Origin of the sequence: Novosphingopyxis sp. (assembly GCF_965218915.1) — a bacterium.
Taxonomy (GTDB): domain Bacteria; phylum Pseudomonadota; class Alphaproteobacteria; order Sphingomonadales; family Sphingomonadaceae; genus Novosphingopyxis.
The window spans coordinates 210,283-234,512 of sequence record NZ_OZ244708.1 but is presented as its reverse complement, the minus strand read 5'-3'; the positions used below and the strand labels follow the sequence as shown (position 1 = coordinate 234,512).

The window sequence follows — 24,230 nt, the reverse complement described above, 5'->3', positions numbered from 1 at the left end:
GCAGCCATGCATGGTCGGTTGGGAAATATGTGAAGAACGTCCAATCTCGCCAAGCACTGCTCGAACGGCTGTTGAACCGTCTCTACGGACAACGTCTCGTGCGCAATGTTCTGCGCGGCGAGTTGGTTGAGCAGATGATCCTCGATGCTCTCGGAGAAGACTGGATCGCCGGTAGCGATTACGGAGAATGGGATGTCGAGCATCCGCCTTCTGGAACGCGCATACAGGTCAAGCAGTCCACAGCGCTTCAAAGTTGGTCGGAAGAGGGATGCTTGGCATCGGTGCCGCGCTATATCATCAAAGCGACGCGCGCCTACTCCTATAAAACGAGGCTGTATGAGGCCGATCCCCGTCGACACGCCAACATTTACATCTTCGCTTGGCATCCGTTGGTCGATGTTGAAGCGGATCACTGCGATCCGAATCAATGGCTCTTCTATATTGTGAAAACAGATTTGCTGCCGAACCAGCAATCTATCGGTCTGAGTAGACTCGAGCGATTGTGCGAACCGGTGTTTATTTCCGAACTCGCAGATGCAATGCACCAAATCGCTGGAGTGTCCGGATGATGCCTGCCCCCGATATCATCATCGGCCCGATCTTAGCGGCGCTGGATCTGCTCGGTATCGCGGTGTTCGCCGCATCGGGCGCGCTGGCGGCGGCGCAAAAGGGGCAGACGCTGGTCACCTTCAGCTTCTTCGCGCTGATTACCGGCGTGGGCGGCGGCACGCTGCGCGATCTGTTGATCGGCGCGCCGGTGTTCTGGATCGTCGACGGCAATATCCTGATCGCGATCGCCGTCGTGGTGTTCCTGATCTGGCTCACGCCGCAGCGCTGGTGGAAGGGCGAGATGCTCGACTGGTTCGATGCGGTCGGCCTTGCGGTCTATTCGGTCTACGGCGCGGCCAAGGCGATCGAATATGGCATCAACCCGGTGCCCGCCGCGCTGATGGGCGTGATCACCGCCTGTGTCGGCGGCATATTGCGCGATGTGCTGGCGGGCGAGCCGTCGATCATCTTGCGTCCGGAAATTTATGTGACGGCCGCCGCGCTCGCCTCGGGGCTATTCGTGCTCTTGAAGCTGCTCGGCATCGACACGCCGGTGGCCGCGCTCATCGCCGCCTTGGCCGGGTTTCTCCTGCGCGGCGCGGCGATCCGCTTCGGCTGGTCGCTCCCCTCCTATCGCGGCAACGGGCCGGACCCCGCAAGCTGAACCGCAAGAAGCCGCTGGCAAGCGCGGTGCCGGGCCGCTAGGGAACAAAGCATGATCGCGAAACTCAGCGGACGGATCGATGCGGCGGGGGCCGACCATCTGGTGATCGACGTGGGCGGCGTGGGCTATCTCGTCCACGCCTCGGCGCGCACGATATCCACGCTGGGCGCGGTCGGCGAGACCGCTTCGGTCCATACCGAGATGCAGGTGAGCGAGAACGACCTGCGCCTGATCGGCTTCGCTGGCGCCGCCGAGCGCGACTGGTTCCGGCTGCTGATCGGCGTGCAGGGCGTGGGGTCCAAGGTGGCGCTCGCGATCCTCTCCGCGCTCGAACTGGAGGAGCTGAAACGCGCCTGCGGGGCCGAGGACGCGGCGATGGTGGCGCGCGCCAACGGCGTCGGCCCGAAGCTCGCCAAGCGCATCGTCACCGAATTGCGCGACAAGGCGGGCGCGGTGCCCGGCGGCAACGGCGGCGCGCCGCTGCCCGCCGGATCGAACAGCGCGGACGCGGTCAGCGCGCTGCAGAATCTCGGCTTCAAGCCCGCCGAAGCCGGCGCGGCCGTGGCCGCGGCGGCGGGCGATCTGGGCGATGACGCCGGGCTCGACGCGCTGGTACGTATGGCGCTCAAAAAGGCGGCAAAATGAGGCTATGAGCTATTCGGTCATCTGGGAATATTTCGTGCCCGAGGACAAGCGCACGGCGTTCGAGCAAGCCTATGGCGGCGAAGGCCCCTGGGTCGACCTGTTCGACGAAGCGGAGGGCTTTCTCGGTACGTGGCTGCTGCGCGACAAGGAGCAGCAGGGCCGCTATCTCAGCCACGACCGCTGGACCAACCGCGCCGCCTATGACGCGTTCAAGCGCGGTTTCGCCGAGCGCTATGAAGCGCTCGATCGCGAACTTGACGGGCTGTCCACGCGGGAAAATTACATCGGCGCTTATGACGAGGTGACCGGATGAGGACGATATCCGACGACACTTGGCGCCTCTCTGTGACCCGCGTATAAGATCGGCATGAAGGCAATGACCATCACCCTATCGGACGGTTTGGAAGATTGGATCGGACAGCGTCTGGAGGACGGCAGCTACGCCACCGCCAGCGCTTATGTTACTGATCTTGTCCGACGTGATCGGGAGCGTGCGGAAGAGGTACAGCGCATTAAGGCATTGGTCGAAGAGGGATTGGCTTCCGGTGTAATTGAAATGGATGCCAGCGAGGTCCTCGACAGCATTATCGCCGAAGACTCTCAATTGAATGCTTAGAACTCGATCTTCGAACATTGCACGATGGTTGTTACTGATTTCGGCAACTGCGCTGATATCATCACGGGCGAACGCCTGCTTGGATACCTCCGATGTTGGGCCAGTCTACCTGTTCGATGATGACCCCGAGATCGTTCCGCCAAAAGCTTTTGTCGCTAAGGTCTCATTGGTTTCACAATCCAAATGGATTTGGCCCGTACGCTTAAGGTTTCTGAGTGGACCTCATCAGTTTAGAGGCAAGATTTTTGAGGTCAGGTCACTATCCGAAAATGTGACAAGCTGTGATGCAATCGGCAGGATCGATGCGAATGCTTTTGCCAGCTTTTCGATTCAAACGGGTGCAAGCGGTAACTCGAAATTGGTCGTCCACCGCTATCGAAGAAGCTGTTGGGATCGCGTTATGAACTTCTTCGGCGTTCGCAGTTATCACGCTACTGGCACGCCGGTCGACTGAAATAAACGTTGTCCCAGCCTGATTCCCTTCTCTCCCCCGAGCGCCAACCGGATGATCCCGACGCCGCGCTGCGTCCCAAGACACTCGACGAGTTCGTCGGGCAGCGGCAGGCGCGGGAGAATCTGCGGGTGTTCATCGAGGCCGCCAAGGCCCGCGGCGAGGCGATGGACCATGTGCTGTTCTTCGGCCCGCCGGGCCTCGGCAAGACCACGCTGGCGCAGATCGTCGCGCGCGAACTGGGCGTGGGCTTTCGCGCCACCAGCGGGCCGGTGATCGCCAAATCGGGCGATCTGGCCGCATTGCTCACCAATCTCGAGGAGGGCGACGTGCTCTTCATCGACGAAATCCACCGGCTCAATCCGGTGGTGGAGGAAGTGCTCTATCCGGCGATGGAGGATCGCTGCCTCGATTTGATCATCGGCGAAGGGCCGTCGGCGCGCAGCGTGCGGATCGATCTGCCCGCCTTCACGCTGGTCGGCGCGACCACGCGGCAGGGGCTGCTGACCACGCCGCTGCGTGACCGTTTCGGCATTCCGGTGCGGCTCAATTTCTACACCGTCGAGGAATTGCAGCGCGTCGTCACCCGCGCCGCGCGGCTGCTGAACCTGCCGATCGCCGAGGACGGCGCGCACGAGATCGCCAAGCGCGCACGCGGCACGCCGCGCGTTGCCGGACGATTGCTCCGCCGGGTGCGCGATTTCGCCAATGTCCTGGGCGAGACCGAGGTCACCGCCGCCGTCGCCGACCAGTCGCTGACCCGGCTCGAGGTCGACGCGCTAGGGCTGGACGCGATGGACCGGCGCTATCTCACCATGATCGCCGACATCTACCGCGGGGGGCCGGTGGGCGTCGAGACGCTCGCCGCCGGCCTCTCCGAACCGCGCGACACGATCGAGGACGTGATCGAGCCCTATCTCATCCAGCTCGGCCTGATCGCCCGCACCGCGCGCGGCCGCTGCCTCAACGGGCGCGGCTGGACGCATCTGGGACTCGCCCCGCCGCAGGGCACCGCGACGCAAGACGGTTTGTTCGATTAGGGCTGGCGGCATGGAAGACGCCCCCTATCACGGCCGCTTCATCGGCCCCGAGCATCATTTCGCGGTGCGCGTCTATTTCGAGGACACCGATTTTTCGGGCGTCGTCTACCACGCCAATTATCTGCGCTATTTCGAGCGGGCGCGGTCCGACATGCTGCGCGTCGCCGGGATCGATCAGGCTGCCGCGCACGCCGCCGGCACCGGCGTCTACGCCGTCGCCGCGATGGACCTCAAATTCCGCGCGCCTGCCCGGTTCGACGATGCGCTACTGATCCGGAGCCGCGTCACCGGCGTGCGCGGCGCGAGCTGCGACATCGGACAGCGCGCGTTCCAAGGCAAGCGGCTCTTGTGCGAGGCGAAGGTGACCGCCGCGTTCCTTTCGCCATTGGGAAGACCGGCGCGGCAACCGAAGGATTGGCTTGCCATCTTCAAATCGCTAATGCCCGGGGCCGACCCACTGGAAGATCACTGATTTGACCGCGCTCAATATCCTCTCCGCCGCCACGACGACGGGCTTCTCGCCGATCGGGCTGTTCCTGCAGGCCGATATCGTGGTGAAAGCCGTGATCATCGGGCTGATCCTGGCCAGTATCTGGACTTGGGCGATCATCCTCTCCTTCGTCATGAAAATGGCCAGCATCCGCCGCAAGACCAAGGAATTCGAGCGCGATTTCTGGAAGGCCGACGATATCGACGGTTTCGTGCGCGACCGCGGCAAAGCCAAGTTGCCGATCGCCCATGTACTCGCCAGCGCGGTCACCGAATGGCGCCATTCAACCGGCGGCAAGGCGATCGATCGGGAGGGCACGCGCGAGCGGCTCGCGGCGACGATGAACACCACCATCGCGCACGAGATCGACAAATTGTCCGAGCGGCTGAACTTCCTCGCCACCACCGGATCGGTCGCGCCGTTCGTCGGCCTGTTCGGCACCGTGTGGGGCATCATGCGCAGCTTCACCGCGATCGCCGCCGAGCAGAACAGCACGCTCGCAGTCGTCGCGCCGGGCATCGCCGAGGCGCTGTTCGCCACCGCCATCGGCCTGTTCGCGGCCATCCCCGCGGTGATCGCCTATAACCGCTTCGCCCACCGGCTGAACCAGCACGAAGCGCAGCTCGGTCGCTTTGCCGACGGCTTTCATGCTACGCTGAGCCGCGAGCTGGAGAAAGAGGTCTAGTGGCCATGCAGCTTGGCAGCGGCCGTGGTGGATCGCGTCGTCGCGGGCGGCGCGGTGAGCGTTCGCCGGTGGCCGAGATCAACGTCACGCCGCTGGTCGATGTCATGCTGGTGCTGCTGATCATCTTCATGGTCACCGCGCCGCTGCTCGTCACCGGCGTGCCCGTCGAGCTTCCCGAAAGCCGCGCGAAGGCGATCGAACAGCCCGAGGAGCCGATCGAGATCGCGATCGACAAGGGCGGCGTCATCTATGTCGATGGCGATGCGGTGGCCTCCAGCGACCTGCCTGCCCGGCTCGAGGCATTGGCGGCGACCGGCGACGCCGGCGAACGCGCGGTGGTGCTGCGCGGCGACAAGTCGATCGATTATGGCGCGATGATGAGCGTGATGGGCGAACTGAACCGGGCCGGGCTGAATTCGATCAGCCTGGTCACCACCGGTTCAGGCGCGCAGCCATAGCGGTCGGCCGGATATGCAGAGGGCGGAACGGATCGGGCTGGGCGTAGCGCTGGTGGGGCATATCGCCCTGTTCACCGCCCTGTCGCTCGGACTGTTCTCGTCTGAAGAAACACCGCCCAAGCCCGATCCGGTGCAGGTCTCGCTGATCGGCGAGATCGCTCCGGTCTCCACCGCGCCGCAGCTTTCGGACGAAGCGCCCGCGCCTGCGCCCGCTGACGACATGGGCGATCCGCTGGACGCCATGGCCGATCCGCTGCCGCAGATGGATGCCCCTGCGCCGGTAACGCAGACGGAACCTGCGCCGCCGCGCGCCGACCCCAAACCCGTCCCGGCCCCGAAGCCGGTAGCCAAGCCCAAACCCGCTCCCAAGCCGAAAGCCAAGGCGGCGCCGAAGCCGGAGCCCAAAAAAGCCGCGCCCGAACCCAAGGCGGCCCCAAAGCCCGCACCCAAAGCGGAAGCCAAGCCGGAGCCAACCAAATCGAGCGGCGGCAGCCGGGCCAATGCCGCCCGATCGCGCAGCTTTGCGGACAATATGCGCGGGTCGATCGGCACATCTGGCAAGGCGGACAATCCTCCGGCTACGGCCTATAGCGAAACCACGCGGCGTCAGATCGACGTCAGCATCAAGGGGGAGATCGCGCCCTACTGGAAACGCAATGTGCCGAGCGGCGTGGATGTCGATCAGCTGCGCACCGTGCTGCGCATCAAGCTCAACAAGAATGGCAGCCTGGCGGGCACGCCGCAAGTGGTCAGCCAGTCGGGCAAAAGTGCCAGCAACGAGCCGCAGCAAAAGCTCCATATCGAACGCGCGATAAAATCGGTACAGCAGGCGGCGCCGTTCAAGCTCCCGGCAGAATATTATGATAACTGGAAATCATGGGACCTTACCTTCAGAAGCGACATATGAACCATTTGAACCGCAAACTTGCCGCCCTGGCGTCCCTTTTGGTCGCCGCACTCCTGCCTTCCGCCGCTTTTGCGCAGCAGAGCGAGGATATCGTTGCCGATGCCGTGCAGCGCGATACGATCATCGCGATTCCCGGTTTCGCCACCGATGCCGACCGGCCGACCGACGCCTATTCGACCGCCGATCTGGGTCGCCGCATCGGCGATGTGATTACGGCGGATCTGCGCAACAACGGCCTGTTCACGCCGCGCGGCCCCGATCAGGTCCGCTCGATCGACTACCAGGAGGTCACTGCGCCGCAATTTCCCGGCTGGAAGACCATCAACGCCGAGGTGCTGGTGCAGGGCTTCGTGCGCGCGGCCAATGCCAGCGAGATCACCGTCGGCTGCTATCTCTACGACGTCGGCCTGGGCACCGAACTTTCGCGTCAGGGCTATGTCGTGCCCGCGCGCGACTGGCGCCGCGCGGCGCATAAATGTTCGGACATCATCTATTCGCGGCTGACGGGCGAGCAGCCCTTTTTCGACAGCCGCATCGCCTATATCGCCGAGAGCGGGCCGAAGAATAATCGCCGCAAGCAGCTCGCGGTGATGGATTCGGATGGTGCCAACCACCGCATCCTGACCAGCGGCGGCGCGACTGCGCTGACCCCGCGTTTCTCGCCCAATTACCAGTCGATCCTGTATCTCAGCTATGTCGACGGCAATCCGCGCATCTACATTTACGACATCGGCACCGGGCGCCAGCGGCTGGTGACGCAGAGTTCCAACGCCACCTTTGCGCCGCGCTGGTCGCCGGACGGCAAGACCATCCTCTATTCGATGGCGGTGGGCGGCAACACCGATGTCTACAAGATTTCGGCGGGTGGCGGCACACCCGAAAAGCTGACCAACGCGCCGGGTATCGATGTCGGCGGCAGCTTCTCTCCCGACGGCCGCCAGATCGTGTTCGAGAGCGACCGATCGGGCAGCCAGCAGGTTTATGTGATGAACGCCGACGGCTCCGGCCAGAAGCGCATCAGCTTCGGCAGCGGACGCTATGCCACGCCCGAATGGAGCCCGCGCGGCGACCTCATCGCTTTCACCAAGATCGCCGGAAACCTGCGCATCGGCGTGATGCGTCCGGATGGCGGCGGCGAACGGCTGCTGACCGACAGCTGGCAGGACGAGGCACCGACCTGGGCCCCCAATGGCCGCGTGATCCAGTTTTTCCGCACCGCGCAAGGGTCGGGCGAAACCTCGATCTGGCAGGTCGACGTGGCCGGCGCGAACGAACGACGCCTGCCCACGCCGGGCAACGGGTCCGATCCCGCCTGGGGTCCGATCCGGCCGTGAATAACACCAATTCCTTCAAGGTCCCGATGCCAGTGGCGGCTCGCGGATCGATCAAAAGCCACAGGAGAACAGAGGGATGAAAACCAAGCGCAACCAGATAATCCTGCTCGCGGCCGCCGGTACGCTGGCGCTCGGCGCGTGCGGTAAAAAAGCCCCGCCCGAGCTGCCGCCCGCGCCGCTCAACGAAGGCAATGGCTATGACCAGGGCAATCAGGGCTATGATCCGAACGCCAATAACGGCGGTGCCGGTGCGATCAAGCCCGGCGGCCCCGGCAGCCAGGAAGACTTCGTCCGCAGCGTGGCGGGAGACCGCGTGTTCTTCGACACCGACGAGTATAATATCGATGCGGCTGACGCCGCGACCTTGCAGAGCCAGGTGCAGTGGCTGCAGCGTTATCCCAATGTCACGGTGGTGGTCGAAGGCCATGCCGACGAGCGCGGCACCCGCGATTACAATCTGGCGCTGGGCGAGCGGCGCGCCAATTCGGCGGCCAATTATCTCGCCTCACTGGGTGTGGCGCGCAGCCGCATCCGCACGATCAGCTATGGCAAGGAACGCCCGCAGGAACTCGGCTCCAATGCGCAGGCCTACGCCCAGAACCGCCGCGCGGTAACGGTGACGGTGCGTTAAGTCTCCGTCGCCGCTTCCAATCCATTCGTCATGCCAGCGAAAGCTGGCATCTCCGGTGTCCAGCAATGAGGCCTCAGACCCCAGCTTTCGCTGGGATGACTAACGAAAAGCGATCGAGCCCGCCAAGGGCAAGAAAAAAGGGCTGCCTCCGCGGGAGCAGCCCTTTTCGTATACCGATTGACCGAAACTCAGGCCTTGCGCTCACCGGTCAGCGGCATGTCGCCGAACGCGCCGGCCTTGACCGTACCCGTCATGCTGTCGCCATCGACGGTCGCCTTGTTGTCGAGCGTCATCGGCATCGGGCTGGTGATGTCCATCGACCAGGTCAGCGTATCGCCGTCGACCTTGCCGCTGACGTCGTTCGATCCCATCGCGCCGGACATGCTGCCGGTAAAGCTGTCGCCATCGCTCTTGACCGTCAGGTCGGACTTCTGATCGCCCATCGGCGTCTTGACCGCCACTGCCCAAGTGCCATCGACATTCGCCATCTATATTCTCCTGATAAAAGTTCGTTGCAGCAGTAGAACGAATTACTGCTCCGAGGTTTCCATGTCCTCTCCGGCGGCCTCGTCCGCGGCCGGGGCGGCGGCAGGCGCCGCAGCAGCGGGATCGAAGCCGCGATATTCCACCGGCAGGCCGATATCGGTCAGCTGGCCCTGGATCTTGGCGGCATCGCCGACGATCAGCCAGGTCAGCTGCGGCACGTTCAGCGCCGCGCGCATCGCCGCGTCGAGCTGCGGCGCGGTCAGGGCTTCGTAACGATCGGCGATCGTATCGGCATAATCCAGCGGACGGCCGTAGAGCACATCCTGCTGCATCTGGCCCAGCACCGCGCTCGACTGCTCGAAGTCGCCGGCCAGCTCCAGCGTGTTGCCGCGCACCGTGCGCTCCAACTCGTCCGGCGTGACGCCGTTCGCGCCGTTGAACGCGTTCATCTGCTCCATCAGCGCCTTGACCGACGGCCCGGTCTGGTTGGTCTGCACCGGCGCGTATACCATCAGCGGAACCTGCTCTTCGGGGCGCTGCAAGAAGGTGAACGCTCCGTAGGCCCAGCCCTTGGTTTCGCGCAGGTCCATGTTGATGCGCGATAGGAAGTCCCCGCCCAACACTTCATTGGCCGCCTGTAGCGGCAGCAGATCGTCGGTGCCTTTAACGCCGAGCACTTCGCCGGCAAGGATCAGCGACTGCGGCGAGTTGGGGCGGTTTATGACGATGATCTTGCCCCGATCGGACGCGACCGGATTGGTGAAGACCTTGTCCGGGGCCGCAGCGCCGGTCGCCTTCCACTGGCCGAAACGCTGTTCGAGCATGGGCTTGATCTCGGCCAGGCTGGTATCGCCCACCACGAAAATCTTCGCCTTGTCGGGCCGCATCCAGCGCTGGTGGAAGCTGGCGAGATCGTCGCGCGTCAGGCGCGCCACCACCTCCTCATCGCCGGTTCCGGTGAACGGCACACCGTAAGGGTGCTGCTCGCCATAGAGCATGGGTGGCAGCACGCGGAAGGCGAGGCTCTGCGGCTGCGTGCTCTCGGCCTTGATGCGCGTAATCTGCTGGATGCGCACGCGCTCAAGCTCGGCGGCGTCGAACGCCGGGTTCTTGATCACGTCGGCCATCAGATCGAGCGTCGGCGCCAGATTGGCCTTCATCGCGCGCACATCGACTTCGGTGCGATCGAGGCTGGAACTGGCCGACAGATCGGCGCCGAGCGATTCCTGCGCCTCGGCCAGCTGGATCGCGTTCAGCGATGTCGTGCCCTCGTCGAGCATCCGGGTCATCAGGCCGACGGTGCCGAGCGCGTCCTTGGGATCGGACGCGTAGCCGGCATCGAAACTGACCGCCACGCGCACCACCGGCACGGCGTCGCGCCGCGCGAAATAGACCGGGATGCCGTTGCTCAGCTGGGCGGTCTCGACCTCAGGATAATCGAGATCGGGCGTCGGCCCGGGTTCGGGGAACTGGCTGCGGTCCTGAAAGGTCAACGGCAGGTCGCTGGCCGGCGCCATCCAGTCGCCGCCCGGCGCATGGTAATAATTGGGGGCGGGCACCGAGCCGTCGGCGATGCTGCCGCCCGCCCCGGCCGAAACCTCCTCATAAGCATCGCGCTCGCCCGGATCGACCCGGATTTCCGCATAGGGCCGCGTCATCCACTTCTGCATCGCCGCGGTCACCTTGGCCGGCGTCATATTGGCGAGTCGATCGAGCTCCTTCTTGTAATATTCCGGGTCGTCCGAATAGAGCTGGCCCTGCGCCAACGCGACGGCCTTGCCGCCGAAGCCGCCCACCTGCTCCAGCCCGGCGATGCGGTTCGCCGCCTCGCTGGTGGCGACGCGCTTGACCTCTTCGGCGGTCGGGCCATTCTTGATGAAATCGGCGACGATCTGATCGAGCCGCGCATTGACCGCATCGGGGTCCTCACCCGGCTTCACATCGACCTGAATGTTCATCATCGAACCGTGGGTGAACGGCTGCAGATAGGCCGATACGGCAACCGCGCTCTGCTCCTTGCGCACGAGAATATTGTCGAGCCGCGAGCTCGACAGCCCGCCGAGTACCGAGGCGGCCACGTCGAGCGCGGTGTAGCTGGGATCGTTGAGGCCGGGCATCGCCCAGTCGCGATAGATGCGCGTGGTCGGCACCTTGTCGTGCAACACGATGGTCTTGACCGCATCGAGCGTCGGCACATCGGCGGTCACCGGCTTGACCGCCGGGCCCTTCGGAATGCCGCCGAACCATTTCTGGACCAGCGGCCTGGCCTCGGCCGCGGAGATATCGCCCGACAGCACCAGGATCGAATTGTTCGGCGCGTAATGATCGGTGAACCAGCCCTTGATGTCGCCCAGCGAGGCGTTCTCCAGGTCCGCGAGCGTGCCGATCGTCTCGTGGCCATAGGGATGATCTTCGGGGTAAAGCAGCTCGGTCTGCTTGTAGCCGACCAAGCCATAGGGCTGGTTGTCGCCCTGGCGCTTCTCGTTCGAGACCACGCCGATCTGGTTGTCGAGCTTCGCCTGATCGAGCCCGCCGAGCAGATTGCCCATCCGGTCGCTCTCCAGGAACAACGCCGATTCCAGCGCCGAGCGCGGCACCGTCTCGAAATAATTGGTGCGATCGAGCCAGGTGGTGCCGTTGAGATCGGTCGCGCCGATCTTCTTGGTGTAGGTGAAATAGTCGCCCGGCGCGTTTTCCGAGCCGTTGAACATGATATGCTCGAACAGATGGGCGTAACCGGTCTTGCCCTTGGGCTCGTTGGCCGAGCCGACATCGTACCACACCGACACCGCGACGATCGGCGCCTTGCGGTCTTCGTTGACGATGACCGTGAGCCCGTTGTCGAGCGTGAACTTGGTATAGGGAATATCGACCTGATCGACCAACTCTTGGACCGGCGCGGCCTTGGCGGCGTAAGTTTCCGACATTGCCGCATCCCTTGGCATCGCCGCATCTGGCGCCATCGCCATGTCCGGCTGGACATGGGTACAGCCTGCGGCAAGCGCGGCGGTGCAGCTGGCGAGAGCGAGCTTCGTGATCAGACGCATGGATTATTTCCTTCCCCGTGATAGCGCTGGAGCGCGCGATATTTCATCCTTAACGACTCGGTGACGACGTCGCCGACAGACCTATTGTCCCGGACGATATCGCCGTTCGCTGTGACCTTCCAGAGACTCGCGCGTAAAATAGACCGGTTTCGTTCGTTTTTCGACGAACAACGCCGCCTGATCGGCATAATGGGGCGAATTCGGCCGCGTCGTCGCCGCGCCGAATGGCTGGATCGAACGTGAGCGGACGGGGCCATCCTTGGGCCATTCGACGAACATGATGAAGCTGTCGCCATGCTTGACCAGCAGGCGGTGGTCGTCCGGGCTTTCGTCCCACAGGGTGGCCGCGCGCAGCGTGTCCGGCCCGCCGTCCATCGGCAGGTCGGTATTGCCCTGCCGCACGCGGATCACGCTGCCGAGCGGCGGATCGAGCGTGCCGTAGGTGCCGCTCAGATATCGTACCGCCTTGGTCAGCTCCTCGCGCGCATCGGGCGGCGCTTCGCTCTTGTAACTTGCCCGCATCGCCGGGCGCAGCAGGACGAGGGCCAGCGCGTCGCCCTTGCCCTTGCCGTCCATGTTCCAGTCCCAGGCGCGCAGCAACTTCTGTCCCTCGGCGATCTGCCCGTCGCCCTGCGGATCGAGCGCGAGCAGGCGCTGCATCCAGACATTGGCGTAGCTCGCATGCGAATAGGCGCGGTCATATTTGATCCGGTACAAATCCTGCCGCGATATCTGGCCCGCCGCCTCGAACAGCTCGATCGCGCGGCGCGCGCGGTTGGTCGTGCCGAGCTCCACGCCGAGCAGCGGCGAGACGGTTTTGGGATCGATCTCGTCCCCCGGCCCGGCCGCGACATAGGGGGTGTTGTTCGAATTGATGATGTAGCCCGACGCAGGATCGACATTGCGCGGCACCTTGTCCCACGGAACGAAGCCCTGCCAGATCAGGTCGCTGCGATCGCCCGGCAGCACGCCGCGCCAGTTAGCCAGCACCTTCCGGTCCGGGAACAGCGCGTTGTAGAACAGCCCGATATTACCGGCCTTGTCGGCGTAAATGAAATTGGTGGCGGGCACCCCCTGGATCGCCATCACCTGCTGCCACTCTGCAAACGTCTTGGCGCGCGTCAGCTTGTAATATTGCTCCATCATCCGCGCCTCACCGATCCCGGCATAACGGATGGCGAAGGCACCACGCTCGTTCTTGATTACCGGGCCGTGCTTCGACCGCCATACGGTCTTCATGATCGGCAAGACCAGCGGGCCGAACTTGACCGGAAGGATCACGCGCTTCTTCTCCAGCGGCAGCCATTTCCCGTCGAGCCGGTATTTCTCCCCGCTATCGTCCAGCACCAGCTTGTAGACATCGGTCAGATCGGGCCGGTTGACGGTGTTGGTCCAGCCAAGATTTTCGTTATGGCCCAGGAACAGAAACGGCGATCCCGGAAAAGTCGCGCCCGCAAAATGCATGCCCTGCCCGCTCTCGACAACCAGTTCGTACCAGGCGACCTGGCCGCGCCAGGGCTGATGCGAGTTGGAGACGAGCCGCGTGGTCTGGTCGTCGCTTCGCCCCGGCGCCACGGCAAAGGCGTTGGACCCGTTCATTGCGGCGTCCTTGCCGATCGGGGCCATCAAATTGGCGTCCGGCTTCGGGCCGCCTTCCACCGGCAAATCCTTGCCCTCGGCCAGCGCGCCGATCACATCGCCCAGCCCGAAAAAGAAGGGCGAGCGCAGCACGAAACCCGCGGCGATATCCTTGCCGTTCACCGGAAACAATTTGTCGAGCCGCACTTCGTCCGGATGCGCCTTGGCATAGGCGTTCAGCCCTGCGGCATAGGCGTCCAACATCGCCCGGGTATCGGCGGGGATCGCGGCATAGGTGCGATCCACCGTGTCGTCCACGCCGAGCAGATGATCGACATAATCGATCTGCGCGCCTTCCTGCCCCATGATCGCCCCGGCGCGTCCGCGCGTCATCGCCGCGACCTGCTCGATCGTGGAAAAGTCGTCCTCCGAATGCGCCCAGGCGACGCCATACGCCACGTCCGCGTCGGTCTTCCCGAAAATATGCGGCACGCCCCAATCGTCGCGCACGATCTCGGCGTCATAGGTGCGCGCCGGCGGCGGCGCATGGCGGTCGACCGACAGCGGCTCCCACAGCATCAGCGCGATGGCGACGAGCGCCAGCAGGATGAGTACGGCAAGCGCGATGCGCACGGATTTTCGGGCCATGGCGGCGACCATGATGGCCGTGCGCCCGCTCCGCAACCGGAAAGCCGCGCCGCTCCCTTGTGTTGCATATATGCAACATTATATCGGTGGTCGATTTCCTTACATTCCGGTTGCGGACGTGGTTCGCCGGCCGCCTCATTCGACAGGGTTTGCCATCATGAATCTCGAAAAGTTCACCGATCGCGCCAAGGGTTTTCTGCAGTCCGCGCAGACGGTCGCGATCCGCGAGCAGCATCAGCGTATTTCAACCGAGCATCTGCTCAAGGCGCTGCTCGAGGACAATGAGGGAATGGCCGCCGGGCTGATCGCGCGGGCGGGCGGCGACGCCAGGACCGCGGTGCGCGAAGTCGATGCGGCACTCGCCAAGATTCCCGTCGTTTCCGGAGGCGGGGCGCAGCAGACGCCGGGGCTCGACAACGACGCGATCCGCGTGCTCGACCAGGCCGAGCAGGTCGCGCAGAAGGCGGGCGACAGCTATGTCACGGTCGAGCGGCTGCTGCTCGCGCTCGTGCTCGCCTCGCAGACCGTGGCGGGCAAGGCGCTCGCCGCCGCCAAGGTCACCGCGCAGGGGCTGAACGGCGCGATCGAGCAGCTGCGCGGCGGGCGCACCGCCGACACGGTGGGCGCGGAGGACCGCTACGATGCGCTGAAAAAATTCGCGCGCGACCTGACCGCGGCGGCGCGCGAGGGCAAGCTCGACCCGGTAATCGGCCGCGACGAGGAAATCCGCCGTACCATCCAGATTCTCTCGCGCCGGACCAAGAACAACCCCGCGCTGATCGGCGAGCCCGGCGTCGGCAAGACCGCGATCGCCGAGGGCATGGCGCTGCGCATCGCCAATGGAGACGTACCCGACACGCTGAAGGACCGGCGTCTGCTCGCGCTCGACATGGGCAGCCTGATCGCGGGCGCCAAATATCGCGGCGAGTTCGAGGAGCGGCTGAAGGGCGTGCTCGACGAGGTCAAGCAGGCTGCGGGCGAGATCATCCTGTTCATCGACGAGATGCACACGCTGATCGGCGCGGGCAAATCCGAAGGCGCGATGGACGCGGGCAATCTGCTGAAGCCCGCCCTTGCGCGCGGCGAATTGCACTGCATCGGCGCCACCACGCTCGACGAATATCGCAAATATGTCGAAAAGGACCCCGCGCTGCAGCGGCGCTTCCAGCCGATCATCATCGGCGAACCCAATGTCGAGGACACGATCTCGATCCTGCGCGGCATCAAGGACAAATATGAGCTGCACCACGGCGTGCGGATCACCGACAGCGCGCTGGTATCCGCCGCCACGCTGTCCAACCGCTACATCACCGACCGTTTCCTGCCGGACAAGGCGATCGACCTGATGGACGAGGCGGCGAGCCGCATCCGAATGGAAGTGGAGAGCAAGCCCGAAGAGATCGAAACGCTCGACCGGCGCATCATCCAGCTCAAGATCGAGCGCGAGGCGTTATCGCGCGAGAGCGATCGGGCGTCGCGCGACCGGCTGGTGGCGCTGGAAGCCGAGCTTGCCAATCTGGAGGAGCAGACCGCCGGGCTCACCCAGCGCTGGCAGGCGGAAAAGGACAAGATCGGCGCGGAAGCGAAGTTGAAGGAGGAGCTGGATCAGGCCCGCAGCGAGCTGGAGCAAGCGCAGCGCGGCGGCGATCTCGCGCGCGCGGGCGAGCTCAGCTACGGCACTATCCCCGATCTCGAACGCAAGCTGGCCGAGGCCGGCGAAGCGACCGAAGGCGCGATGCTGCGCGAAGAAGTGACCAGCGAGGATATCGCCTCGGTGGTCGAGAAATGGACCGGCATCCCGGTCGACCGCATGCTCGAGGGCGAACGCGAGAAGCTGCTCGACATGGAAAGCGCGCTCGGCGCCAAGGTGATCGGCCAGGACCGCGCCATTGAGGCCGTGTCCAAGGCCGTGCGCCGCTCGCGTGCGGGCCTGCAGGATCCGAACCGGCCTTTGGGCTCGTTCCTATTCCTCGGGCCCACCGGTGTGGGCAAGACCGAGCTCACCAAGACGCTGGCCGAATTCCTGTTCGACGATCCCGCCGCGATGGTGCGGATCGACATGTCGGAATATATGGAAAAGCACGCGGTCGCCCGCCTGATCGGCGCGCCGCCGGGTTATGTCGGGTACGAGGAGGGCGGCGCGCTGACCGAGGCGGTGCGGCGGCGGCCCTACCAGGTGATCCTGTTCGACGAGGTCGAAAAGGCGCATGGTGACGTGTTCAACGTGCTGTTGCAGGTGCTCGACGACGGCCGCCTGACCGACGGGCAGGGCCGCACGGTCGATTTCTCCAATACGCTGATCATCCTGACCTCGAACCTCGGCAGCCAGTATCTGTCGAACATGGGTGATGACCAGGCGGTCGATGATGTCGAGCCGCAGGTGATGGAGGTGGTGCGCGATCATTTCCGGCCCGAATTCCTCAACCGGCTGGACGAAATCATCCTGTTCCAGCGCCTGCGCCAAGAGCATATGGCGCCGATCGTCGACCTGCAGGTCGCCCGCGTTCAGCGATTGCTCACCGATCGCAAAGTGACGATCGCGCTGACGGACGGCGCCAAGGCCTGGCTCGGCCGCGTCGGCTACGATCCGGTCTACGGCGCTCGCCCGCTGCGCCGCGCCGTGCAAAAATATGTCCAGGATCCGCTCGCCGACATGATCCTGCGCGGCGAGGTTCCCGACGGCTCTGCGGTGACGGTGGACGAGGGCGAAGGGGCGCTGAGCTTCAGCGTCACCGGCAGCTGACGGAGGGATTTACCGGTCATTCCATGGATATTGTGAAGTCCGGCAACAGTCGCTATGATCCAGACCTGTTTTGGAGATCGATTCCCATGAAATATTTTATTGCCCTATCGTTCGCTGCCTTGTCGCTGGCCGGGCTTTCATCCGCAAACGCTCAGGAGAAGAGCACAAACAGCGAAGCGCAAGAGACCAAGGTCCGGGTCGTCGAGGACAAAATGGCCGACAAGGAAGATATGGGCGATCAGTCGCGTATGATCTGCCGCAAGATTCAAGATACGGGAAGCCGTGTGCGGTCACGCCGGGTTTGCGCGACGGCTGCCGAATGGGCGGCGCAGAAAGCGCAGAGCCGTCAGGAGATTGAAAGATCGCAGACCCAGGGATATGGACGAGCGGGCAACTAAGGTCGCGGGTTACGCCCGTTAATCCGCTTCATAATCCATTCGTTTCACCCATGTGGCAAGCGTTGGAAATATCGGTTCCAGTTGTTCGCGATAGCGCTTCCATCGGCCGATGGCGCGATTGTAAAGCGGCTCACCCACCTGCGAGTAACTCGCTGTCTTGATCCGGCCGCGCCGCCGGGCGATGCCGCTGTTGTCGAGAAGATCCTCGCTCCAGGCGAGACCTAGCCAATCGATCAGCGGCCGCAGTTCGCATTGCGCGTCCGCGATCAGGCGCTCGTAGCGAACCCGTCGCACATCGACCGGCAATGCCGCGCTCGCATTATTCCAATTGGTGAACACGCTATCATAGGTCCGCGCCGCCTCGTCCAGCGAGGTGAAGCTGCGCATCGCCGGATTAAGCCGAAAATTGGCCATGAAGCAGCTCAGCACCGCATCGAACGGATGCCGTTCGGCCAGGATGATCTGGGCCTTGGGAAACAGGCGATGGATCAGAGGCAGTTTCGTCATCTGCAGCGGATGCTTGTCGACGATGCGTTTGCCGTCCGGTATTGCAGCCCGCTCCGCTACCAAGGCGAAATACCGCGCACGCAGCCGCACAACGTCGTCGTCGGACAGTTCGAGAACCGCCTCCGGATCGAGCCCGATCGCGGTCTGCGCCAGGACCGGCTGCTCCTCGAGCACATGGAGCGCAGGCGCGCCCATCAACATGGTGTCGAGCAAGGTCGTGCCCGACCGCGGAAAGCCCACCAGAAACACCGGATCGTCCAGATCGTCCTCGATCCGTGCCGATCCCGGCAAGCCCAGCCGTGCGTCCGTCCAGAACGCCGTCTCGCCATCGATTCGCTCGCGGTAGGTCGGTTCCTTCGGCCGCGGCCCGCTTTCTGCCAGCGCCAGCCGATTCATTCGCGTGAATTGCGCGAAGGCGAGATCGGTCTTGCCGAGGCGATCGGCGATGCCCGCGCGTAGTTGCGCGGTGCGCACAGGGTTGATCGTATCGGGAATCGCCTGGGCGAATTGCCACGCGCTTTCATGATTGCCGGTCCGCCGCAACATCCAGGCCTTGAGGAAGGCCATTTCTTCATCGGCAATGCCTGCGGCTTCGCAAGTCGCGACCAGCGTCTCCAGATCGGCGACGCGGTTGAGCGTCTCGAGCAGGATCGCCAGCTCGATATGGGCGGGCTTTATCCGGGGCGGGTGCGTAAGGGAAAAGCGATCAACCGCCCGCTGCAGCACGTCGGCGGCTTCGGCATCGCGCTCGTTCGCCGCGAGCGCGATGCCGTGCTCGGTGAGCACATCCGGATCGTCCGGCGCCTGCTTCATCGCCACGCTCGTCGTCACCAGACGCGGACCCTGCCGATCCGCCTTGGACAGGACATCGGACAGGTTGAGATAGATACCGATCTGGTTCGGAGCGATGGTAATCGCCCGTTCCAAAGCGACCACGGCACCATCCACGTCGCCGCAGCCCGCGCGAAGATTACCGAGATTGTTCCAGCTCTGCATATCTTCCGGCTTGGCCGACACCGCGCGTTCATAAGCGGCCATGGCGCCCACGTCGTCGCCATCCTCCTGCCGCAGAAAGGCTTCGAGCCGGGCAAGCGCGTGATGCGAAGAGCCCGCCGCCAGCCCCAGCGCCTCGTCCCGCGCGCCGGTCTCGGCAAGCGCGGTCGCCAGATTGGCCTTCACCGCATGATCGGACGGGGCGAGCGCATGATGCGCGCGCAGATGCGGGACGGCCCGTTCCGGACGGGCAAGCTGCAGCGCTGCCAGCGATGCGAGCGCTAGCAGCGGCTGATCGTCCGGGCGCACGGCCAGCGCCGTTTCGGCGGCCGCCAGCGCACCCGCCATGTCGCCGCCGCGAAACAGCTGCATCGCGGGAAGCATATATTCGGGCGGCGGTGGAGGCATGGGACGAAACTTTCCGGAACGTGATGGGATCAATGCGGGCGCGGTCGGGCCACATCGAAGGCCACGGTCAGCCGCTCGCCCTCGGCAAAGGGCCGCGTACCATGCCACATGGTGGAAGGGAACAGCACGAGGCGCCCGGGCTTCGGTTCGATCAACCGGATCGGGGCCAGACCGGGCGCAAGCTCGCGGCATTCGCCGAGGCTGAGCCAGCCGTCATGCGCACGCTCGCCCTCGCCGCGCCCCATGGAAGGCTCCGGCAACGCGATATAAAACGCCGAGCTGATCCAGCCTTGGCTGTGCACATGATCGACATGGAAGCCCTGCCGCGTCAGCCGAACCGACCACGACCCGGCGAACTTGAGCGGTGCGCGATGCGCCAGGAGCAGCGGATGGCCCGGATCGGGCGGCGGAAGCTGCGCCGCATAGTCCCGAACCGCCGACAATATGACCTTGCGCAACGCCGCGATCTCCGGTTCGAGTCTGGACAGCAACGGCCCGTCGGTCTGGGTGCCGCCCCGCAGCGACTGATCGAGCGGCTGTCTGTCCGCGAAATGAAGCTTGCGCAGGCACCCCGCGAGATCGGTCAACGACTCCAGACGATGGGACAGATCGTAAACGCCGACGAAGCGCCGATCGCCCTCGAGCCACTGCCAGCGGGGATCGTCCGTCAGGCGCCAGCCGAGTTCCAGATAGGGCCACAGCACACCCCCCCCGTCCCGCGCCGTCCACGCTTCTGCAATCGCCAGCGCCCGGCCCGCCCGGCCCGCCCGGATTTCATGGCGTGAGCGCCGCAGGGCTTCGTCGATATCGGCAGGCGAGCCCATGGCTTCGAACAGGCTGTCGGCCCGGGCGATTTCGCTCAGTTCGGATGCGCAAAATGCCGACCAGCTGTCGAGCCAGCGCGCGGGCGGCAGGACCGTACGCGCATCGGCGAGATGGCGGTCCGCCGCCGCGTAATCGGCGAGATCGAAGTCTGTGGCGATGAGGGCCTGATGCAGCTCCGGCACCGCCCGCGCCTGCACCAGCGCTTCGGCCAGGCTCGCGCGCGGATCGCCGAAATGTCCCAGCTGGCCGACGATTTTCGCCAGTGCCCGATGGCCGTCGATCCACAACGGATTGGCGGCAAGCAACCGCCGCAAGCCGCGTACCGATTCGTCAGACCGCCCCGCGGCGACCATGGCCGCGGCCCGGCCCAGCAACACCGCGCCATGCTGCGGCGCGAGGATCGCCGCGCGATCGAACAGGCCGACCGCGGGACGCCCCGCCTCGAGCGCCGCCTGAGCATGGCTCTGCGCGATCAGCGCGTCGTTTGGTGCCAGTTCCGCCGCCCTTGCAAAGGCTTCCAGCGCCAGCGCGCCGTCCTGTTCGAGCCGCGCGGCCAAGCCAAGCAGCTGCCACAAGACCGCGTCGCGGGGATGATGTACAAGTGCGTCCCGGACGAGCGGAATGACCGGTGCGCCGATGCCGCCGCGCACCATATCCATGCCGGTTGCTATAACTTTGGCCGCGTCGCCCGGATCGATCGCCTTCAGGTACGCGGCTGTCGCATCAGCGTTCATGGCGAGTGCCATAGCAAACCACGCCGGTCGCGGCCAAAAAAAATGGCGGGCCCCGAAGGGCCCGCCAGCTTGGTTCATCCCTTGACGACGATCAGAAGTCGAGCGTCACGCCCGCATAGAAGTAACGACCAATCGCGTCGTAAACCGTCGCATAGGTGTTGCCGTTACACGGACCGGCCGGGCAGGACTGACTGCCGACCAGCGGCGGCTCCTTGTCCAGGATATTGTTGGCGCCCAGGCGGAAATTGTAATTGTCGCCAATGCGCGCCGTCAGCGCCAGATCGAAATAGCTCATCGGGTCGATATGCTCATTGGCGGGCTGCGTCGTTCCACCGATATCGGGATTCCTGGTGTCCTGATCGGACCCACCGAAATAGCGCCAGCGCACCGAAGCACCGATGCCGTCCGGCAGATCGAAGCTCAAGCGGGCCTGATGGCGCCACTCTGGATTGGTCGTGCCGCTGGTCGTGCCCGAACTACAGACCGCACCATAATAACCCGCGCAGTCAAAATCCGGTGCGCTTTCGACGCCCGTCTTGGTCGTCAAATCGATCAGATAGGTTCCGACGAAGCTGAGGCCCAGACGACCAAGCGAACCGATCTCGCGATTGTAATTGGCGACCACGTCAATACCCGAAGTGCTCAGGCCACCAATATTCTGCTGAAGATCCCGTACAAAGCCATTCGGCGTGCGCCAGATCGATCCCGAACCATCGCGATTGATCAGGCCGCAGAAGAACGGATCAGCGGTATCCGTGCAGACGCTCAAGATAGTATCCTGTCCGATACCCTGAATGGCGCCGGTAAGGTCGATCTTGAAGTAATCGACGCTGGCGGTGAAGCCCCGGAAGAAGGTCGGCGTCAGTACTACACCGGCGGTGTAGGTGTCGGCCTTTTCCGGAACCAGGTTCGGGTTGCCGCCAATCAAGCCATTATACTGACCGGCCGGGTTCGGAGCCACCGTCTGACCAACCGTCAGACCCTGCGCCAAGCAGCCGGCATCGGATGCCTGGATTACGAAGCCAGAGCAGGGATCAGTATTGCCGTTCAAAGCAACCCGTTGCGGAGCAAACAGATCCTGCAAAGTCGGTGCACGAACCGCGCGGTTGTAACCGCCACGGAAACGGATGTCCGGCGTAGGCGCAAGCTCGCCTTCGATCTTGTAGGTGTCGGTTTGATTACCGGTGCTGTAGTCGGAATAACGGTAACCGCCGGTGATGCGGGCATCGTACAGCCAGCTGTTGGTCACCAGCGGGACGCTGATCTCGGTGAAGAGTTCTTTCACGTCGAACTTCCCGTTGACCGGCAGCGTCGGTGCACCCTGGCCAGCGAGATCGCCGGTCTGAAAAGCGATATCCGAAAGGAATTCAAGCCTTTCATTGCGATATTCGGCACCGAACACCAAGCCGATACCCTCATCGGAAAATGGCGATTTGATGCCATATTCGCCAAGCGATCCGGAGAAATAGCCGGAAGCGACCTGTTCGCTCACAATGCCACGCTGAAAACCGGGGGTCTGAAGATAGTTGATAGCGCCCTGCGTTACATTGCCAGGCGCGAAAATATCATAAGGCACACAGTTGGGATCGGTGCCGTCCAGTGTCGAGCGGCAAACCGGAGTTCCGTTCGCGTTGGTAACGACATCCAAAGCACGCGTAAGACGTGTGACCGAGAAATCGTTCGTATAGGTCTCGGCAAAATTGGTTCGTCCATACTGATAGTAAGCGTCATAGGACCATGCCGGGCTCAGATCGCCGCGAAAGCCGACAACGCCGCGATAGCTGGTATGCTGCAGATCGTCAGAACGACCGCCGCCCTCTACGTTCCGGCGAAGGATCTGGGCGAACCCTCGATTGTAGTTATCACCGCTGGTTGGATCGATGAAGTCGAAGGGCGTGGTCGGAAGGAGCGGCTCGCCAATGTTCCGGGCTACGCGTGCAGCATTTTCGGCCGCTACATTGCCTACCACTGTGAAGGCATCGCCCGGGTTCGGACTAACGAGAAGATTTTCGTTGTCGCAGACCACATTGAACTGCGCCGCGCCAAGCAACGGATTGTCGCAGTTGATCGACAGCGTATTACCGAAGTCACCCGATGGAGCGATTTGCGCGACCGTCCGGTCGTCCATGAACATGAACTCGGCATAGGCAGTAAGTGCATCCGACACTTCATAATCGGCAAATGCACCGGCCGTATAACGCTCGTCCGGGCGTTGGAAATAGTTCAACGGCGCGAAGTTGTAAGGCGTGAACCCAGGCAAAAGGGTGCGGTTGGCGCCGAACTGGAACGTTGCGGAGGTGAAATTATCGTTGACACCGTCCGGTGACATTCCATCGGCCCCGCCGCCCTCGACATCGACGAACGGGTCGCTGCCGCTGTCAAAAGCGAACAGCGTGCCCGCTGCGGACGTTGGCGATCCGCCGCAGCTGAAAGGCTGGCCGTTGGCAGCGACCTGCGTGGTCGAACGGGCGGACAGCGCGCAAGAGGAATAATCACGCTTGGCCTGCGCAACGGCATTGACATTGCGATACCCGAGATAAGCGGTGACATGGCCGCGACCATCATCGAACCCGGCGCCAAAAACCGCGGTCGCGTCGATCGTGCCGCCATCCGTGTTCATATTCTTGGGATAGGGGAAGTTACGTGCGTTGATCGCATCGGTGTACTCGCTATTACCACGATTGTTGTGATTATAGACCGAATATTGCGTATCGAGGCGGAAACCTTCGAAATCGGTGTCCATGACGAAGTTGACGACGCCGGCAACGGCATCGGCACCATAGACCGACGATGCACCGCCGGTCAGCACGTCGACACGCTTGACCAGCGCCGCCGGAATGACGTTGATGTCTGCTGCCGACGTGAACGGATCGCCCGGAACAAGTCGGCGACCGTTGACAAGAACCAGCGTGCGCTCGGAACCGATGCCGCGTAGGTTCAGGGTTGCCGCGCCCGAAGCGCCGTTCGAATAGCCTGCGCCCTGGCCGGCGAAGACCTGCGGCAGCGAATTGACGAGGTCCTCGACGCGGGTCGTGCCGGTCTGCTTGAACTCCTCGGAGCTGATCACGGTGATCGGGCTCGCCGATTCCAGGTTCGGCGAGCGGATGCGCGAACCGGTGACGATGATCAGATCGCCGGGAGCGGTAGCGGCGTCGGCGGACGTGGCTTCATCGCCGATCGGCTCGGGCGAAACTTGCGCGACGGCCGGAGCCGAGATCAAGGCGATACCGAGTGCGAGCGGTGCGGCACCGAACTTCAGATGATCGAGAGTGTGTTTTTTCACGGCGAATATGTCCCTCTTTGAAAACGTAAAGGCAGAAAGCTTGGCGACCCGCCCGATCATTGGATCCTGTGGCATGAGCACGACGCCCTTCTGCAATGGGGCGCGTCTGT

Annotated in this window: 20 protein-coding genes; 14 read left to right on the top strand and 6 right to left on the bottom strand. The window is 63.8% G+C overall.

Annotation, left to right across the window (positions count from 1 at the left end):
- Positions 1-29 precede the first annotated feature (29 nt).
- The 12 genes from ACOQPC_RS01180 (at position 30) to pal (ending at position 8,470) form a co-directional block, all read left to right on the top strand.
- Positions 30-569, top strand: a complete 540-nt coding sequence (locus ACOQPC_RS01180) for a hypothetical protein (protein ID WP_420606850.1) — start codon at positions 30-32, stop codon at positions 567-569.
- Positions 566-1,213, top strand: a complete 648-nt coding sequence (locus ACOQPC_RS01175) for a trimeric intracellular cation channel family protein (RefSeq protein WP_420606849.1) — start codon at positions 566-568, stop codon at positions 1,211-1,213. The genes ACOQPC_RS01180 and ACOQPC_RS01175 overlap by 4 nt, the downstream gene beginning before the upstream one ends.
- A 51-nt stretch (positions 1,214-1,264) precedes the next feature.
- Positions 1,265-1,858: a Holliday junction branch migration protein RuvA gene (gene ruvA, locus ACOQPC_RS01170; protein WP_420606848.1), complete on the top strand. Its 594-nt coding sequence runs from the start codon at positions 1,265-1,267 to the stop codon at positions 1,856-1,858.
- Between the two features lie 4 nt (positions 1,859-1,862).
- Complete coding sequence (locus ACOQPC_RS01165; RefSeq protein WP_420606847.1) at positions 1,863-2,171, top strand: antibiotic biosynthesis monooxygenase family protein; 309 nt, start codon at positions 1,863-1,865, stop codon at positions 2,169-2,171.
- Between the two features lie 54 nt (positions 2,172-2,225).
- Positions 2,226-2,474, top strand: a complete 249-nt coding sequence (locus ACOQPC_RS01160; RefSeq protein WP_420606846.1) for a type II toxin-antitoxin system ParD family antitoxin — start codon at positions 2,226-2,228, stop codon at positions 2,472-2,474.
- Between the two features lie 462 nt (positions 2,475-2,936).
- Complete coding sequence (gene ruvB / locus ACOQPC_RS01155) at positions 2,937-3,965, top strand: Holliday junction branch migration DNA helicase RuvB (RefSeq protein ID WP_420606845.1); 1,029 nt, start codon at positions 2,937-2,939, stop codon at positions 3,963-3,965.
- Between the two features lie 10 nt (positions 3,966-3,975).
- Positions 3,976-4,437 carry a YbgC/FadM family acyl-CoA thioesterase gene (locus ACOQPC_RS01150; protein WP_420606844.1) on the top strand — a complete coding sequence of 154 codons (462 nt, stop codon included), beginning with the start codon at positions 3,976-3,978 and terminating at the stop codon, positions 4,435-4,437.
- 1 nt (position 4,438) lies between these two features.
- Positions 4,439-5,140: a protein TolQ gene (tolQ, locus tag ACOQPC_RS01145; protein ID WP_420606843.1), complete on the top strand. Its 702-nt coding sequence runs from the start codon at positions 4,439-4,441 to the stop codon at positions 5,138-5,140.
- Between the two features lie 5 nt (positions 5,141-5,145).
- Positions 5,146-5,598 (top strand): ExbD/TolR family protein, encoded by a 453-nt coding sequence (locus ACOQPC_RS01140; protein ID WP_420608181.1) that lies wholly within the window; start codon positions 5,146-5,148, stop codon positions 5,596-5,598.
- A gap of 13 nt (positions 5,599-5,611) precedes the next feature.
- Positions 5,612-6,505, top strand: a complete 894-nt coding sequence (locus ACOQPC_RS01135; RefSeq protein ID WP_420606842.1) for a cell envelope biogenesis protein TolA — start codon at positions 5,612-5,614, stop codon at positions 6,503-6,505.
- The gene (gene tolB, locus ACOQPC_RS01130; RefSeq protein ID WP_420606841.1) at positions 6,502-7,839 is read left to right on the top strand and encodes a Tol-Pal system beta propeller repeat protein TolB; all 1,338 of its coding nucleotides are present in this window, start codon (positions 6,502-6,504) and stop codon (positions 7,837-7,839) included. The genes ACOQPC_RS01135 and tolB overlap by 4 nt, the downstream gene beginning before the upstream one ends.
- Before the next feature lie 76 nt (positions 7,840-7,915).
- Entirely contained in the window at positions 7,916-8,470 is a 555-nt protein-coding gene (gene pal / locus ACOQPC_RS01125; RefSeq protein WP_420606840.1) for a peptidoglycan-associated lipoprotein Pal, read from the top strand.
- A gap of 188 nt (positions 8,471-8,658) precedes the next feature.
- On the opposite strand, the gene ACOQPC_RS01120 is transcribed toward pal, so the two are convergent.
- The 3 genes from ACOQPC_RS01120 to ACOQPC_RS01110 all read right to left on the bottom strand — a co-directional run bounded on the left by ACOQPC_RS01120 (position 8,659) and on the right by ACOQPC_RS01110 (position 14,229).
- A complete protein-coding gene (locus tag ACOQPC_RS01120) occupies positions 8,659-8,958 on the bottom strand; it encodes a hypothetical protein (RefSeq protein ID WP_420606839.1) in 300 nt (99 codons plus the stop codon).
- A 42-nt stretch (positions 8,959-9,000) separates the two neighbouring features.
- Complete coding sequence (locus ACOQPC_RS01115) at positions 9,001-12,003, bottom strand: M16 family metallopeptidase (RefSeq protein WP_420606838.1); 3,003 nt, start codon at positions 12,001-12,003, stop codon at positions 9,001-9,003.
- 81 nt (positions 12,004-12,084) lie between these two features.
- Positions 12,085-14,229, bottom strand: coding sequence for a penicillin acylase family protein (locus ACOQPC_RS01110; protein ID WP_420606837.1), 2,145 nt, complete (start codon positions 14,227-14,229; stop codon positions 12,085-12,087).
- 157 nt (positions 14,230-14,386) lie between these two features.
- Between ACOQPC_RS01110 and clpB the strand changes: the two genes are divergently transcribed.
- Both clpB and ACOQPC_RS01100 read left to right on the top strand, forming a co-directional pair.
- Complete coding sequence (gene clpB / locus ACOQPC_RS01105) at positions 14,387-16,972, top strand: ATP-dependent chaperone ClpB (RefSeq protein WP_420606836.1); 2,586 nt, start codon at positions 14,387-14,389, stop codon at positions 16,970-16,972.
- Positions 16,973-17,058: 86 nt separating this feature from the next.
- Positions 17,059-17,370, top strand: a complete 312-nt coding sequence (locus tag ACOQPC_RS01100) for a hypothetical protein (protein ID WP_420606835.1) — start codon at positions 17,059-17,061, stop codon at positions 17,368-17,370.
- Between the two features lie 18 nt (positions 17,371-17,388).
- Here the strand turns inward: ACOQPC_RS01100 and ACOQPC_RS01095 are convergent, their stop codons facing one another.
- The 3 genes from ACOQPC_RS01095 to ACOQPC_RS01085 form a co-directional block, all read right to left on the bottom strand.
- Positions 17,389-19,278, bottom strand: a complete 1,890-nt coding sequence (locus ACOQPC_RS01095; protein WP_420606834.1) for a sulfotransferase — start codon at positions 19,276-19,278, stop codon at positions 17,389-17,391.
- A gap of 29 nt (positions 19,279-19,307) precedes the next feature.
- Positions 19,308-20,837: a putative 2OG-Fe(II) oxygenase gene (locus ACOQPC_RS01090; protein WP_420606833.1), complete on the bottom strand. Its 1,530-nt coding sequence runs from the start codon at positions 20,835-20,837 to the stop codon at positions 19,308-19,310.
- A 91-nt stretch (positions 20,838-20,928) separates the two neighbouring features.
- Positions 20,929-24,216 carry a TonB-dependent receptor domain-containing protein gene (locus ACOQPC_RS01085; protein WP_420606832.1) on the bottom strand — a complete coding sequence of 1,096 codons (3,288 nt, stop codon included), beginning with the start codon at positions 24,214-24,216 and terminating at the stop codon, positions 20,929-20,931.
- Positions 24,217-24,230 lie beyond the last annotated feature (14 nt).

What these genes read in the sequence shown, in the direction of transcription:
- ACOQPC_RS01135 (WP_420606842.1), top strand. Translation starts at nt 5,612, where the DNA reads ATGCAGAGGGCGGAACGGATCGGGCTGGGCGTAGCGCTGGTGGGGCAT.
- ACOQPC_RS01090 (WP_420606833.1), bottom strand. Translation starts at nt 20,837, where the DNA reads ATGAACGCTGATGCGACAGCCGCGTACCTGAAGGCGATCGATCCGGGC.
- ACOQPC_RS01115 (WP_420606838.1), bottom strand. Translation starts at nt 12,003, where the DNA reads ATGCGTCTGATCACGAAGCTCGCTCTCGCCAGCTGCACCGCCGCGCTT.
- tolB (WP_420606841.1), top strand. Translation starts at nt 6,502, where the DNA reads ATGAACCATTTGAACCGCAAACTTGCCGCCCTGGCGTCCCTTTTGGTC.
- ACOQPC_RS01165 (WP_420606847.1), top strand. Translation starts at nt 1,863, where the DNA reads ATGAGCTATTCGGTCATCTGGGAATATTTCGTGCCCGAGGACAAGCGC.
- ACOQPC_RS01140 (WP_420608181.1), top strand. Translation starts at nt 5,146, where the DNA reads ATGCAGCTTGGCAGCGGCCGTGGTGGATCGCGTCGTCGCGGGCGGCGC.
- ACOQPC_RS01100 (WP_420606835.1), top strand. Translation starts at nt 17,059, where the DNA reads ATGAAATATTTTATTGCCCTATCGTTCGCTGCCTTGTCGCTGGCCGGG.
- ruvA (WP_420606848.1), top strand. Translation starts at nt 1,265, where the DNA reads ATGATCGCGAAACTCAGCGGACGGATCGATGCGGCGGGGGCCGACCAT.
- ACOQPC_RS01095 (WP_420606834.1), bottom strand. Translation starts at nt 19,278, where the DNA reads ATGCCTCCACCGCCGCCCGAATATATGCTTCCCGCGATGCAGCTGTTT.
- clpB (WP_420606836.1), top strand. Translation starts at nt 14,387, where the DNA reads ATGAATCTCGAAAAGTTCACCGATCGCGCCAAGGGTTTTCTGCAGTCC.
- ACOQPC_RS01175 (WP_420606849.1), top strand. Translation starts at nt 566, where the DNA reads ATGATGCCTGCCCCCGATATCATCATCGGCCCGATCTTAGCGGCGCTG.
- pal (WP_420606840.1), top strand. Translation starts at nt 7,916, where the DNA reads ATGAAAACCAAGCGCAACCAGATAATCCTGCTCGCGGCCGCCGGTACG.
- ACOQPC_RS01110 (WP_420606837.1), bottom strand. Translation starts at nt 14,229, where the DNA reads ATGGCCCGAAAATCCGTGCGCATCGCGCTTGCCGTACTCATCCTGCTG.
- ACOQPC_RS01120 (WP_420606839.1), bottom strand. Translation starts at nt 8,958, where the DNA reads ATGGCGAATGTCGATGGCACTTGGGCAGTGGCGGTCAAGACGCCGATG.
- ACOQPC_RS01160 (WP_420606846.1), top strand. Translation starts at nt 2,226, where the DNA reads ATGAAGGCAATGACCATCACCCTATCGGACGGTTTGGAAGATTGGATC.
- ACOQPC_RS01150 (WP_420606844.1), top strand. Translation starts at nt 3,976, where the DNA reads ATGGAAGACGCCCCCTATCACGGCCGCTTCATCGGCCCCGAGCATCAT.